This window comes from Gemmatimonadales bacterium, from assembly GCA_035502185.1.
In the GTDB taxonomy this organism is placed as follows: Bacteria; Gemmatimonadota; Gemmatimonadetes; order Gemmatimonadales; family JACORV01; genus Fen-1245.
Window position 1 is genome coordinate 16,758 of sequence record DATJUT010000074.1, and the last position, 13,455, is coordinate 30,212.

13 protein-coding genes are annotated in these 13,455 nt (G+C 71.9%); 4 read left to right on the forward strand and 9 right to left on the reverse strand.

Annotation, left to right across the window (positions count from 1 at the left end; genetic code table 11):
* The 3 genes from VMF70_10115 to VMF70_10125 all read left to right on the forward strand — a co-directional run bounded on the left by VMF70_10115 (position 1) and on the right by VMF70_10125 (position 3,920).
* A complete protein-coding gene (locus tag VMF70_10115; protein ID HTT68371.1) occupies positions 1 to 984 on the forward strand; it encodes an ornithine cyclodeaminase family protein in 984 nt (327 codons plus the stop codon).
* A gap of 193 nt (positions 985 to 1,177) precedes the next feature.
* A complete protein-coding gene (gene ilvE, locus VMF70_10120) occupies positions 1,178 to 2,038 on the forward strand; it encodes a branched-chain-amino-acid transaminase (GenBank protein HTT68372.1) in 861 nt (286 codons plus the stop codon).
* A gap of 445 nt (positions 2,039 to 2,483) precedes the next feature.
* Entirely contained in the window at positions 2,484 to 3,920 is a 1,437-nt protein-coding gene (locus tag VMF70_10125; GenBank protein HTT68373.1) for a transglycosylase SLT domain-containing protein, read from the forward strand.
* A 16-nt stretch (positions 3,921 to 3,936) separates the two neighbouring features.
* Here VMF70_10125 and moaC read toward each other — a convergent pair whose 3' ends face one another.
* From moaC to VMF70_10165, 8 genes are all read right to left on the reverse strand, one after another.
* Entirely contained in the window at positions 3,937 to 4,419 is a 483-nt protein-coding gene (gene moaC / locus VMF70_10130; protein HTT68374.1) for a cyclic pyranopterin monophosphate synthase MoaC, read from the reverse strand.
* Positions 4,416 to 5,489 carry a hypothetical protein gene (locus VMF70_10135; GenBank protein ID HTT68375.1) on the reverse strand — a complete coding sequence of 358 codons (1,074 nt, stop codon included), beginning with the start codon at positions 5,487 to 5,489 and terminating at the stop codon, positions 4,416 to 4,418. The genes moaC and VMF70_10135 overlap by 4 nt, the downstream gene beginning before the upstream one ends.
* A gap of 99 nt (positions 5,490 to 5,588) precedes the next feature.
* A complete protein-coding gene (gene arsB, locus VMF70_10140; GenBank protein HTT68376.1) occupies positions 5,589 to 6,674 on the reverse strand; it encodes an ACR3 family arsenite efflux transporter in 1,086 nt (361 codons plus the stop codon).
* 13 nt (positions 6,675 to 6,687) lie between these two features.
* Entirely contained in the window at positions 6,688 to 7,191 is a 504-nt protein-coding gene (locus VMF70_10145; GenBank protein HTT68377.1) for an arsenate reductase ArsC, read from the reverse strand.
* Positions 7,188 to 7,514, reverse strand: a complete 327-nt coding sequence (locus VMF70_10150; protein ID HTT68378.1) for a metalloregulator ArsR/SmtB family transcription factor — start codon at positions 7,512 to 7,514, stop codon at positions 7,188 to 7,190. Before VMF70_10150 ends, VMF70_10145 begins: the two co-directional genes overlap by 4 nt.
* A 62-nt stretch (positions 7,515 to 7,576) precedes the next feature.
* Complete coding sequence (arsM, locus tag VMF70_10155; protein HTT68379.1) at positions 7,577 to 8,374, reverse strand: arsenite methyltransferase; 798 nt, start codon at positions 8,372 to 8,374, stop codon at positions 7,577 to 7,579.
* Positions 8,375 to 8,471: 97 nt separating this feature from the next.
* The gene (gene cydB, locus VMF70_10160) at positions 8,472 to 9,485 is read right to left on the reverse strand and encodes a cytochrome d ubiquinol oxidase subunit II (protein HTT68380.1); all 1,014 of its coding nucleotides are present in this window, start codon (positions 9,483 to 9,485) and stop codon (positions 8,472 to 8,474) included.
* 24 nt (positions 9,486 to 9,509) lie between these two features.
* Complete coding sequence (locus VMF70_10165) at positions 9,510 to 10,838, reverse strand: cytochrome ubiquinol oxidase subunit I (protein HTT68381.1); 1,329 nt, start codon at positions 10,836 to 10,838, stop codon at positions 9,510 to 9,512.
* Positions 10,839 to 11,114: 276 nt separating this feature from the next.
* Between VMF70_10165 and VMF70_10170 the strand changes: the two genes are divergently transcribed.
* Positions 11,115 to 13,055, forward strand: a complete 1,941-nt coding sequence (locus VMF70_10170; GenBank protein HTT68382.1) for an APC family permease — start codon at positions 11,115 to 11,117, stop codon at positions 13,053 to 13,055.
* 59 nt (positions 13,056 to 13,114) lie between these two features.
* On the opposite strand, the gene VMF70_10175 is transcribed toward VMF70_10170, so the two are convergent.
* The coding region (locus VMF70_10175) for a tRNA-binding protein (protein ID HTT68383.1) at positions 13,115 to 13,455 on the reverse strand (341 nt) is incomplete at its 5' end.

The window sequence follows — 13,455 nt, forward strand, 5'->3', positions numbered from 1 at the left end:
ATGCCGCTGCTGCTGACCGAGCCGGACCTGGCCCGCGCGCTCGAGATGGGCGCCCTGATCCCCGCGATGAAGGACGCGCTGATCCGGTTCTCGCGCGGCGACGTCGTGCAGCCGGTGCGCCCGACCCTGCGGGTCGAGCCCGCGGGCGGGTACTATGCGACGATGCCGGCGCACCTGCGCGACGCGCGGGGCGGGGCGCTGGGCATGAAGTCGGTCACCTTCTTCCCCGGCAACGCGGCCGGCCCGCACCCGACGCACCTGGCGACCATCCTGCTCCTGGACCCCGCGACCGGCGCGCTGCTCGCGGTGATGGACGGCCGCCTGGTGACGGAGATGCGCACGGCCGCGGTGACGGCGGTGTCGGTCGAGCTGCTCGCGCGCCGGGGCGTCCGGCGCCTCGCGATCCTCGGGTCCGGGGTGCAGGCCCGGAGCCATCTCCGCGCCGTGGCGCAGGTGCTGTCGCTGGGGTCGGTGCGGGTCTGGTCGCGGACCGCGGTGCACGCCGAGCGGTTCGTGCGGGACATGGCGGGAACCGTCGCGTGCCCGCTCGCGGTCGCGGCGACGGTCCAGGGCGCGATGCGTGAGGCCGACGTGGTGGTGGCCGTCACGTCGGCGCGCGAGCCGATCGTGGACGCCGCGTGGCTGGAGCCGGGGATGCACCTGTGCGCGGTGGGGTCGTCCGCCCGCGACATGCGCGAGCTGGACGGCGCCGCGGTGGCCCGCTGCCGGGTGTTCGTGGACTCGCGCGCGTCGGCGGAGGCGGAGGCCGGAGACCTGATCCTGGCCAGGGCCGAGGGGCACATCGGGCCCGATCACGTCGTCGCCGAGCTGGGCGCGGTCGCGGCCGGGTCACCGGGACGGCGGGGCGACGACGACATCACGCTCTTCAAGTCGCTCGGTTTGGCCGTCGAGGACGTCGTGACGGCACGGCTCGCCTACGAGCGCGCGCTCGAGCTGGGCCTGGGGGCCACGATCGGGCTCTAGGCCCCGCCTGCCGCCGGCGTCGCCGTGCGAGGTCGCTGTCCCCGGCGCGTGACACGGATCTCCCTCCCATCGCGGGTGTGGATCTTGCACGGTTGCGGGAGAGGGGAGAATCCCGAGGCGGGCCGGGGCGAATGGTGCGCAGGGCCGGCTCGCGGGCTATCTTTGCGCGACCGCGTACGGGAGGAGGATGCCGGTGCCGCAGATCTGGATTGACGGCAAGTTCTACGACGGCGATCAGGCCAAGATCTCGGTGTTCGATCACGGCGTGCTCTACGGCGACGGCGTGTTCGAGGGCATCCGGGCCTACAACGGCCGCATCTTCCGGCTCAAGCAGCACCTCGACCGTCTGTACGCATCGGCGCGGGCCATCTGGCTCGACATCCCGATGGCGCAGGACGCGATGGCCGAGCTGTGCGAAGAGTGCATCCGGGTGAACCGGCTGTCGGACGCGTACATCCGCCTGGTGGTGACGCGCGGCTTCGGCGATCTCGGGCTCGACCCCCGCAAGTGCAAGAAGCCGACGATCTTCTGCATCGCGGACAAGATCGCGCTGTTCCCGGGCGAGGTGTACCAGCGCGGGCTCACGATGATGACGGCGCCGACGCCGGTGAACCACCGCGAGGGGCTCAGTCCGCGGATCAAGTCGCTCAACTATCTCGCCCACATCCTCGCGAAGATCGAGGCGGTCAACGCGGGCGTGGACGAGGCGTTGATGCTCGAGTCCACCGGTGAGGTGGCCGAGGGCGTCGGCGAGAACGTGTTCTGCGTCTCGAACCACACGCTGCGCACCCCTCCGGCGTACTCCGGCATCCTCCGCGGCGTGACCCGCGACGCCGTCATCGAGCTGGGTCGCGAGGCCGGCCTGGACGTGCGGGAGGAGTCCCTGAACCGCTACGACCTCTACACCGCCGACGAGGTGTTCCTGACCGGCACGGCGGCCGAGGTGGTCGGGGTCGTCAAGCTCGATGGGCGCAAGATCGGCTGCGGCAGCGTGGGCGAGGTCACCCAGGACCTGGCGAGGCGGTTCCGGGAGCTGGTGTCGCGGGAGCAGTGACCGCCGGTTGCGTGACCGGGATCACGTGTAGGCGGAATTAGTATTGACCGGTTCGCGGGGGGGTGGGCATATTGCGCCTGCCAAGCCGACCTCGGACCGGGCCCCCCTCAGGCCGGTGCTCGCGTCCGCGAGCCGGCGGCGGCACCATACGTAACCAGCAACAGGGCAACGTCATGCACGGTTGGGGGCAGCGCTGAAGCGGCTTCTCTTGCCGGTCCTGATCGGACTGGCCGCCTGTGCGCGGCCCCACGCCGCATCCCTGGCGCCGCAAGCCGGGCCGACCGAGAACGCCGGCCCGCCGGCCACCGAGGTGGCGCGCGCCGACAGCAACCCGGCTGACACGGCGCGCGGCGAACCGGCGGCACCATCCCCCTCCCCCACAACCGTTCAAGCTCCCGCCCGCGACACCGCGAGCGACGCAGCGTTCCTGGACACCCTGCGCACGATGACGGCGGACTCGGTCGTCGGCCACGCGCCGGCCACTGTCGCCGCCGCGGCACCGGCGGACGCCTCGCACGTGGCGGCGCCGACGGCGCCGGCGGTGGGACCCGGGCCGACCGCGGCCGCGAGCCCCGCGGCGGCCGCCGCCGAGGCCCCCGCCACCTGGGACATCGACGTCAGCCGGTACACCAACAACGAGCGAGTGCAGTACTACCTCGACTACTTCCGCGGGCGCGCGCACGACCACTTCGAGATCTACCTGGCGCGGCTCGGCCGCTGGGAATCCCTGGTGCGCGACAAGCTGCGGGCGGCGCGGATGCCGCAGGACATGGTCTACCTCGCGGTGATCGAGAGCGGGATGAACCCGCTGGCCGTGAGCCGGCGCCGCGCGGTGGGACTGTGGCAGTTCATGGCGGGCACCGGCCGCCGCTACGGGCTGGTGGTGGACCCGTGGGTGGACGAGCGGCGCGACCCGTGGCGCGCGACGGACGCGGCGATCCGGATGCTCTCGGAGCTGAACGACCGGTTCGGGTCGCTGTACCTGGCCGCCGCGGCCTACGACGCGGGACCGGGGAAGATCGAGCGCGGGCTGAACCGCTACGACTTCGGGGAGAAGCAGGGCAACGACCTGTTCTTCGCGCTGGCGGACGAGCGGTTCCTGCGGCGGGAGACCAAGGACTACGTGCCGAAGCTGATCGCGGCGGCGATGATCGCCAAGGAGCCGGAGCAGTGGGGCTTCGACCACATCGAGCGCTGGGACCCGCTGCGGTACGACTCGATCGAGGTGCGCGACGCGGTCGGCCTGGACGTGGTGGCGAAGCTGGCGGACACGACGACCGACGAGATCCTGGAGCTGAACCCGCAGTTCGTGCGCCGCGTGACGCCGCCCGACCGGACGGTGTGGGTCCGGGTGCCGCCGGGGCGGGCCGACTCCGCGGCGGTGCGCCTGGCGGTGCTGCCGCCCGAGCACCGGGTCACCTTCGTCGAGCACGCCGTCGCCCGGGGCGAGACGCTGGGCCAGATCGCGGCGCGCTACCACGTCACGGTGGACCTGATCCTCAGCGCCAACCGCGGCGTGAAGGCACGGAGCCTGAGGCCCGGGCGGATGCTGGTGATCCCGACCTCGGGCGTCGCGCCGTCGCGGTGGAGTTACGCGGCCCGCGGAACCCGGCGTTCCGGACGGCAGGGCCTGCATCGCGCACCGGCAGTGATGCTTTCGAGCGTGGCGCGCGGCGGCGGGAAGGCGCCCGGCGCGGGCTCGCCGGGCGCCGCCGCGGCCCCGAGCACCGCGACGCGCACCGTCCACATCGTCCGCCCCGGCGAGAACGCGTATACCATCGCGCGGGCGTTCGGGGTGCCGCTGGACGCGCTGCTCAGGGAAAACGGCCTGACGAAGCGCAGCCTCATCAAGCCGGGCCAGGCGATCCGCATCCCCAGCTGACGGCGCGCGCCGCCCGCTAGCCCTTCCGCTTCCAGGGGCCCGAGCGGCCCCCCGACTTCTCACTCAGCCGGATCTCCCCGATCTCCATGCCGCGATCGGCGGCCTTGACCATGTCGTAGACGGCGAGCAGCGCCACGGCGCACGCCGTGAGCGCTTCCATCTCGACGCCGGTCTTGGCCTCCACCCGCGTCTCGGCGACGATGCGAACGCCGGGCAGGGCGGGGTCGAGCCGCGCGCTCACCGCCACGTGGTCGAGCGCGAGGGGGTGCGCGAGCGGGATCAGCTCGGGCGTGCGCTTGGCGCCCGCCACCCCCGCCAGCTCGGCCACGGCGAGGACGTCGCCCTTGGCGGCCCGGTTGGCCCGCACGAGGTCGAACGCGGCGCGGCTCATGGTGATCCGGCCTTCGGCCACGGCCCGGCGGGCCGTCACCGCCTTGGCCTCCACGTTCACCATCCGCGCGCGGCCCTTCGCGTCCACGTGCGAGAGGCGGCGGCTCACGACAGCCGGTCCGCGAGCCGGCGCGCGAGGTCCGCCACGATCAGCTGGGGATTCACGTTGCCGCGCGCGAGCTTCCTGGCGCGCTCGATGTCGCGGATGGCTTCGAGCAGGCCGGTCGCGGGGGACTCGTCGCCGCGGCCGGCTTCCGGATGCCGCAGCCGCTCGGCCAGGCGGTCGCGCAGCAGCTCGGCGGCCGAGGCGAGCGTTTCCGTGAAGTCGCCCCGGCCGCCGAACGACTTGACCCCGAGGGCGTAGCGGTAGCGCGCGAGCGGGCCGCGGACCGCGGCCTCGAGCAAGGCCCGCGCATCCGCCTCGGCGCCCGGCTCGCCGCCGTCGCCGAGGGCGGTGCCGATGGACCCGCCCGCCAGGTCGGCGCGCCGCTTCGCCTCCGCGCTCGAGAGCGGGGGCTGGGGCACCTCGACCAGGAACCGCGCCACCTCGGAGGCCCGGAGCCGGCGCACGCGCAGCTGCACCAGGCGGGAGCGGATCGTCGGCAGCAGCGCGGCGGGCTCGGCCGCCGTGAGGATGAACCAGGTGTCGGGCGGCGGCTCCTCGAGCACCTTCAGCAGCGCGTTGGCCGCCTCGGGGCTCGAGGCCTGCGGCACCAGCCGCTCCGCGTCGCCCACCACGAAGACCTTCCGCTTCGCCATCGCGGGGCGCATCTGGGCGCGCCGGTGCAGCACCCGCACCAGCGGCAGGAAGATGCCCGCCATCCCGTCCGGCGGCTGGTAGAGCGGCTGCTCGCGCCGCGCCTGCAGCGCCTGCGCCAGCAGCTCCTCGGCCTCGTCGGCCTGCCGGTCCTCCTCCGCCTTCGGCCGCACCATCGGGAAGAACCAGTGGATGTCGGGATGCATCAGGCCGCCGGCCATCCGGCAGGCGTGGCACGCGCCGCACGGCTCGCCGGGTCCCTGCTCGCACACCAGGCCGGCCGCGATCCACAGGCCGAGGCGCTGCTTGCCGACGCCGGGCGGTCCGACGAGAAGCAGGGCCGTCGGCAGCCGCCCGGCGCGCATGGACGTCGCCAGGCGCTCGCGCAATTCCTCGTGGCCGTAGACGGCGTGGAGCGGCATGGGTCCTAAGATACAGTCGTGAGGCGGCGGGAGGGCAAGATGACAGTCGAGTTGCGAGACGCCGAGGGTGCGTCTCACAGCTGTCCTGTTCACCGCAAGCTACGAGGCCGTCACCTCCGAGCCGAACCAGGCGCGGGTGCGGTTGCAGGCCGAGCACACCGAGAGCATCACGGGCACCTCGACCAGCACCCCGACCACGGTCGCGAGCGCGGCACCGGAGCCGGGCCCGAACAGGGCGATGGCCGTGGCCACGGCCAGCTCGAAGAAGTTGCTGGCACCGATCAGCGCTCCGGGCGCGGCCACCGAGAAGGGAACCCGCAGGCGGCGCATCAGGGCGTAGGTCAGGGACGCGTTGAAGTACACCTGCAGCGTGAGCGGGATGGCGATCAGGACCACGTGGAGGAGCCGGCCGGTGATGTTGTCGGCCTGGAAGGAGAAGATGAGCACCACCGTGACGACGAGCGCCGCCAGCGTGAGCGGCGCGAGCCGCGGCAGGAGGCTGCCCTCGAACCACGGGGCGCCGCGCCACCGGATCAGGGCGGCGCGCAGCGCCGTGCCGGCGGCCAGCGGGATGGCGATGAACAGCGCCACCGACCACAGCAGCACGGAGAACGGCACGCTCAGGGACGACGTGCCGCTCACCAGCAGCCGGACGATGGGCGCGAACAGGACCACCATGATCAGGTCGTTGAGCGAGACCTGGACCAGGGTGTACGCCGGGTCGCCGTCGGTGAGGTAGCTCCACACGAACACCATGGCGGTGCAGGGCGCCGCGGCCAGGATGATCGCCCCGGCGACGTACTGGTCGGCCAGCGCCGGGCCGATCCATGGCGCGAACAGATGCTTGAAGAAAGCCCAGGCCAGCAGGGCCATCGAGAACGGCTTCACCAGCCAGTTGACGAACAGGGTGACCAGGAGGCCGCGCGGACGCTTTCCCACGTCGCGGATGGCTCCGAAGTCCACCTTCATCATCATGGGGACGATCATCAGCCAGATCAGGACGGCGATCGGGACGTTGACGTGGCTCCCGCTGCCGAACTCCATGCCGCGCAGAGCCGCCGTGGCGCCCGGCAGGCCCTTGCCGAGCATCACGCCGCCGACCATGGCCAGCGCGACCCAGAGCGACAGGTAGCGTGCGGCGACGCCGAGGCGGGCGGCGGCGCGCGCCGGGGGTGCAGCGACCATGGACGCGGGCGGGCTACTCGGGGGGAGGCGTGGCGCCGATGGCGCGCACCCGCGCTTCGAGCGCCATCCGCTCCAGCTTCTCGAGCGGCAGGGCGAGCATCAGCTCCACGCGGCGCCGCAGCAGGACGTAGGCCTCGCGAAACGCCGCGCGCCGCGTCGCGTCGTCGCCTCCGACGTCCGCCGGATCGGGCATGCCCCAGTGCGCCAGCACCGGCTGCCCCGGGAAGATCGGGCAGGCCTCCTTCGCCCTGTCGCAGACGGTGATGACGAAATCCCACGGCTCGCGCTCCAGCCCGTCCAGCCCGCGCGGCGGGTGGCCCGACCACGCGAGCCCGTGCTCCGTCAGCACCTCGACGGCGAGCGGATTCACGCGGAGCGCGGGGCGCGAGCCGGCACTCTCGGCCTGGATGCGGCCGTGCCCCAGCTGGTTGAACAACGTCTCGGCCATCTGGCTGCGGGCGGAGTTGCCCGTGCACAGCACCAGCACGCGCAGCGGGCCCGTCCGCTGGCCGCTCATTCGCAGCACACCGGCTTCCAGCGCCGCTCCGGCGTCCGGCGGCGCAGCATCCCGAGGAAGGCCTCGATCTCGACCAGCGCCTCCGGGTCCACGGCGTAGTGCATCCACCGTCCCTCCCGGCGGTCGGTCACCAGTCCGGCGTCCTTCAGGACCTTGAGGTGGAAGGAAAGCAGGGACTGGCCGGCGTCCAGGGCGTCGGTCAGCTCGCAGACGCAGCGCTCGCCGCCGCGCAGGCGGTCGAGGATGTGCAGCCGGAGCGGGTCCGACAGCGCCTTGAAGCGGGTGGTGAGCGTGTCCAGATCGGAGAGGGTCGCCGCCGGCATGACGCCAATATATCAACAATTATTGATGCGTCAACCGGTGGCGGCCGGTGAGGAACGCCGCTTCACCTCGGTTTGGCGGCCCGCACCTTGGCGGAGACGACCGAGGTCGCGGCCTGGCGCAGCCACTCGTAGCCGCCGAACACCTCGGCGTCGCCGTAGCTCCGCTCCTCCACCACCTCGATGTCGCGGAAGCCGGCCGCGCCGATCAGCCACAGGTACTCGTCCTTCATCGCGGCGCCGGCGACGCAGCCCACGTAGGCCTCGACCGAGTGCCGGATGTCGCCGGGAATCGGCCGCGTCAGTACCAGGTCGCTCACCACCATCCGGCCGCCCGGCTTGAGGACGCGGAACGCCTCCGCGAACACGGCGGCCTTGTCGGTCGAGAGGTTGATCACGCAGTTCGAGATGATGACGTCCACCTCGGCATCGGCCACCGGGAGCCGCTCGATCTCGCCGAGCCGGAACTCCACGTTGGCGGCGCCGACCTTGCGCGCGTTCTCCCGGGCCCGCTCGACCATCTCGGGCGTCATGTCCACGCCGATCACCCGTCCGGTGGGGCCGACCTCGTGCGCGGCCAGGAAGGCGTCCATCCCGGCGCCCGAGCCGAGGTCCAGGATCACGTCGCCCGGCTTCACCGCGGCGTGCGCGAGGGGGTTCCCGCAGCCGAGGCCGAGGTTCGCGCCGGCCGGGATCTCCGCCAGGTCCTGCGCGCTGTAGCCGATGTGCTCGGCGATCCTGGCGCCCACCGCGCCCTCGCCGCCGCCGCAACAGCTCGGCCCGCACCCGCAGGTCGTGGTGCCCTTGGCGATCTCGCCGTACTTCGAGCGGACGACCGTGCGGATGTCGGGTGTGTCGCTCACCGGGAGCCCTCGATGGAGTCTATCGTCAGATTACGATAGAACGCGCCTGGTGTCAAGAGCGAAGATGACGGGGGCTCTGAACACCACCTTCCGCGCCCTAGTAACTCTCCGCGGTCAGCACGGTCTTGCCCCGGAACGCCCGGTAAATGAGCACGGTGTACAGGATCACGAACGGCATCCCCACCAGCGCGATGACCAGCATCGTGGTCAGGGTGCGCGGGGTGGAGGCGGCGTTGTAGATGGTGAGGCTCGCCGCCAGGTCGGGACGCGCCGGCACCAGCCGGGGGTACAGGCCTTCGGCCGCCAGCGCGATGACGCTGAGCGTGGCCGCGGCCGACGCGACGAACGCGCGGCCGAACCGGGAAGCGCCAATCGCCGCGGGACCGGTCACGCTGCTCGCCAGCAGCAGGGCGAAGAACACCCAGGTCAGCGGGTTGCCGAACCAGTGCTCGAACAGGTAGGGCGCCACGGCGTACGACGCCACGGTCGCCAGCGCGTACAGCGCGATGAAGGCCACCCACGCGCTCGCCGCCCAGCGGCGCATCCGGTCCTGGAGCGCGCCCTCGGTCTTCAGGCCCAGCCAGGTCGCGCCGTGCAGGACGAACATCACCAGGCCCAGCAGGCCGATCAGCAGGGCGAAGGGGTTGAGGAGGCCGAGCAGCGTGGTGCTGATGCCCGCCGGGCCCATCTCCAGGCCGCGGAGCACGTTGCCCACGGCCACGCCGAACAGCAGCGCCGGCACGAGGCTCCCCACGCCGAACGCGAGGTCCCACCAGCGGCGCCAGCGCGGCGAGGCGACCTTGCTGCGGAACTCGAACGACACCGCCCGCAGGATGAGCGCCACCAGCAGCAGCATGAACGCCAGGTAGAAGCCGCTGAACACGGTCGCGTAGACCGGCGGGAAGGCGGCGAACAGCGCCCCGCCGCCCGTCAGCAGCCACACCTCGTTGCCGTCCCACACCGGGCCGACGGCGTTCATCATCACGCGCCGCTCCCGCTCGTCGCGGGTCAGCAGGTGCAGCACGCCCGTGCCGAGGTCGAAGCCGTCCAGCACGGCGTAGCCGGCGATGAGCACGCCGACCAGGAGGAACCAGATCGTATTGAGGTCCATGGGTCGCGTCTCCCAGTCGCGGGGTTACGCCAGCGCCGGCTCGAGGCCGGGCGGGCCGTGCCGGATCTCGCGCACCAGCAGGTACACGTACAGCGCGCCCAGGAGCAGATACAGGACGGCGAAGAGCAGCAGCGAGAACAGCATGTCGCCCGCCGGCACGCTGCGCGAGACCGCGTCGCTCGTCCGCAGCAGCCCGTAGACGATCCACGGCTGCCGGCCGACCTCGGCCGCCATCCACCCGAGCTGGCAGGCGGCCAGCGGCAGCGGGATGGAGACGACGAGCAGGAGCAGGTAGCGGCGGTCGCCCCACAGCCGCCCGCCCCGGAGCCGCCAGGTGCCCCACGCCAGCGCCGCGATGAAGTACATCCCCAGCACGACCATGTTGTGGAACGAGACGAAGGTGAGCCACAGCGGCGGCCGGTTCTCGGGCGGGAAGTCGGTGATCCCGCGGATGGGCGCGTTGATGTCGCCGAAGGCCAGCCAGCTCAGCACCCCGCGGATCTCGACCTTGGCCTTGAGCTCGGGCGGCGGCGTGACCGGATAGGCGAACAGCACCATCGGCGCCGCCGACTGGCTCGAGTACAGGCCCTCGATCGCGGCGAACTTCTCCGGCTGCGTGTGCGCCACCTGCCGCGCGTGCACGTGTCCGAAGGGGAAGACTTCCGTCGCCGACGCCACCAGGCCGAACACCAGGGCGAGCGTGAGGGCCCGGCGCGCCAGGTCGTCGTCACGGTCCTTCCGCAGCAGGTATGCCGCGACGCCGGCCACCAGGAAGGCCCCCGCGACGAGTGCCGCGTCCACGGTGTGGAAGAAGCGGGGCAGGGTCGACGGGTTGAAGACGGCGGCCGCGAAGCTCACCAGCTCGGCGCGCCCGTTCCGGACCACGAAGCCGGCCGGCGTCTGCTGCCAGGAGTTCGCGACCAGGATCCAGAAGGCCGAGATGGTGGATCCCACCGCGACCATCAGGATCGAGAACCAGTGGGCGCCCCTGGACACCCGGCCGCGGCCGAAGAGGTACAGGCCGAGGAACCCCGACTCGAGGAAGAACGCGAGCACCCCCTCGGCCGCGAGCGGAGCGCCGAAGATGTCGCCCACGAACTTGGAGTAGACCGCCCAGTTCGTGCCGAACTGGAACTCCATCACGATGCCGGTCGCCACGCCGACTGCGAAGGTCAGGGCGAGGAGCTTGCTGAAGAACCTGCCCATCCGCACCCACGTCGGGTCGTTCCGGCGCCATCCCCGCCACTCGATCAGCACGAGCAACCAGGCCAGGCCGATGGTCAGGGGAGGGAACAGGAAATGGAAGCCGATCGTGAGCGCGAACTGGATGCGTGACAGCAGTACCACGTCCATGCCGGCGGGTCTCCAAAAAGGTGCACGGCAAACGGTTACGCGGGCTTCGCGAGCAACAAATATGCCGGCCGCGCCGGCGACCGGAAGGAGGCCCCGCGTCAATGGCGACGGATTCGGTCGGGAGGGGGCGGAAGAAACCGGAGGGGCGGTGTATGTTGTGGCGTGCCCGATCATGCCCAGAGCGGGGAGCCGGTCTCCGGGGCGGCTTCGCCCCCCGTCCCCGGTCCCGACGCGACCCTCCCGGCCCCCGACGAACATCCACCGTTCACGGCACGGTTGAAGCGGTTCCTGTTCGGCGGCCCCCGGGATCTCGGGGACCGGAGGCTCTTCCACCGGCTGTCGCTGATCCCGTTCCTGGCCTGGGTGGGGCTCGGCGCCGACGGACTGTCCTCGTCCTCGTACGGTCCGCAGGAGGCGTTCCTCGCCCTCGGTCCGCACACCTACCTCGCGGTGGGCCTCGCGCTGGCGACCGCGACGACCGTGATCATCATCGCCTGGGGCTACAGCCACATCATCGAGCAGTTCCCCAGCGGCGGCGGCGGATACGTCGTGGCCACGAAGCTGCTGGGGGAGAAGGCGGGCGTGGTCTCGGGCAACGCGCTGCTGGTGGACTACGTGCTGACGATCACCACGTCCATCGCGGCGGCGGGCGACGCGCTGTTCAGCTTCCTGCCGGCGCACTGGCAGCCGGTGAAGCTGGCCGCCGAGGTGGTGATCATCCTCGGGCTCACCACGCTCAACATCCGCGGCGTGCGGGAGTCGGTGCTCACGCTCACGCCGATCTTCATCCTGTTCCTCGTCACCCACGTCTGGCTGATCGGCTACGGGATCGCGGCCCACGCCACGCAGCTTCCGGCGACGGTGCACACGGTGGGCACCGGGGTGCGCAGCGGCCTGTCGACCCTCGGGATCGCCGGGATGCTGCTGCTGGGGATGCGGGCGTACTCCCTGGGCGGCGGCACGTACACCGGGATCGAGGCCGTCTCGAACGGGCTCCCCATCATGCGCGAGCCCAAGGTCGCGACCGGCAAACGCACGATGATGTACATGGCGGCGTCGCTGTCCATCGTCGCGGCGGGCCTGCTGATCTGCTACCTGCTGTGGGGCGTCACCTACGTGCCGGGAAAGACGACCAACGCGGTGCTGGTCGAGAAGGTCGCGGCCGGCTTCCCGCTGTCGCAGACGCTGGTGGTGCTGACGCTGTTCTCCGAGGGAGCCCTGCTGGTGGTCGCGGCGCAGGCCGGGTTCACCGACGGCCCGCGGGTGCTGGGCAACATGGCGGTGGACTCCTGGGTGCCGCACCGGTTCGCCGGGCTGTCCGAGCGGCTGACCACGCAGAACGGCGTCGTGCTGATGGGCGCGGCGTCGCTGGCGGCACTGCTCTATACCCGCGGCAACGTCGGCACGCTGGTGCTGATGTACAGCATCAACGTGTTCATCACCTTCTCGCTCTCGATGTTCGCGATGATGCGGTACTGGCTGCGCGCGCGGCGCCAGGCGATCCCGCAGCCGTGGCTGAGACGGGCCCTGGTCTTCGCCCTGGGCTTCGTGCTGTGCGTCACGATCCTCGGCATCGCGATCTTCGAGCGGTTCACCAGGGGCGGCTGGGTGACCCTGGTCGTGACCGGCAGCCTGGTCGCGCTGTGCTTCGTCATCCGCAAGCACTACCGCACCACCTACGCCAAGCTCGGCCAGCTGTACGACGAGCTGAAGACGCTGCCCCCCGAGCCGGACACGGCGCCGCGCGCGCTCGACCCCAGGGCGCCGACGGCGGCCGTGCTGGTGGCCACCTACGGCGGCCTCGGCATTCACACCACGCTCAACATCTTCCGGTTCTTCCCCGGCTACTTCAAGAACCTCGTGTTCCTGTCGGTGGGCGTGGTGGACTCGGGCGGATTCAAGGGCGAGGGTGCCATCGAGGAGCTGCGGCACGGGACCGAGGAGTCGCTGGCCCAGTACGTCGAGCTGGCCCGGCGCCTCGGGATGCCGGCGACCTCCCGCTACGCCCTCGGCACCGACGCGGTGGACGTGGGGGAGAAGCTGTGCCTCGACGTCGCCAGGGAGTTCCCGCGCGTCACCTACTTCGCCGGCAAGGTCATCTTCCAGCGCGAGGCCTGGTACCAGCACCTGCTCCACAACGAGACGGCGGCGGCCATCCAGAAGCGGCTGCAGTGGGCCGGCAAGCCGGTCGTGATCCTGCCCGCCCGGGTGAACTAGGCCGCGATCGGCGCGCCTGGACGGCGACCCCGCCCCGGATCACGCCGGCCGGCGGTCGCCTAGTACACCCTCCCGCCGAGCGGGACGTCCCGCTCGACGGCGAGCAGCACGACGCGGCCCGCCTCGTCCGGCAGGCCCAGCACCAGCACCTCGGACTCGAAGCCCGCGATGCGCCGCACGCCCAGGTTGACCGCGCACACGACCAGCCGGCCGACGAGGTCCTCCGGCCGGTACAGATCGGTGATCTGCGCGCTCGAGCCCCGGGTGCCGAGCGGGCCGAGGTCCAGGGTGAGCTTGTAGGCCGGCTTGCGCGCGCCCGCCAGGGGCTCGGCCGCGAGGATGCGGCCGACGCGGAGGTCGAGGGCGGCGAAGGCTTCGGGCCCGGTCACGCGGTCAGCGC

What these genes read in the sequence shown, in the direction of transcription:
- VMF70_10165 (HTT68381.1), bottom strand. Translation starts at nt 10,838, where the DNA reads ATGGACGTGGTACTGCTGTCACGCATCCAGTTCGCGCTCACGATCGGC.
- cydB (HTT68380.1), bottom strand. Translation starts at nt 9,485, where the DNA reads ATGGACCTCAATACGATCTGGTTCCTCCTGGTCGGCGTGCTCATCGCC.
- VMF70_10125 (HTT68373.1), top strand. Translation starts at nt 2,484, where the DNA reads ATGACGGCGGACTCGGTCGTCGGCCACGCGCCGGCCACTGTCGCCGCC.
- VMF70_10145 (HTT68377.1), bottom strand. Translation starts at nt 7,191, where the DNA reads ATGAGCGGCCAGCGGACGGGCCCGCTGCGCGTGCTGGTGCTGTGCACG.
- VMF70_10115 (HTT68371.1), top strand. Translation starts at nt 1, where the DNA reads ATGCCGCTGCTGCTGACCGAGCCGGACCTGGCCCGCGCGCTCGAGATG.
- VMF70_10150 (HTT68378.1), bottom strand. Translation starts at nt 7,514, where the DNA reads ATGCCGGCGGCGACCCTCTCCGATCTGGACACGCTCACCACCCGCTTC.
- arsB (HTT68376.1), bottom strand. Translation starts at nt 6,674, where the DNA reads ATGGTCGCTGCACCCCCGGCGCGCGCCGCCGCCCGCCTCGGCGTCGCC.
- VMF70_10135 (HTT68375.1), bottom strand. Translation starts at nt 5,489, where the DNA reads ATGCCGCTCCACGCCGTCTACGGCCACGAGGAATTGCGCGAGCGCCTG.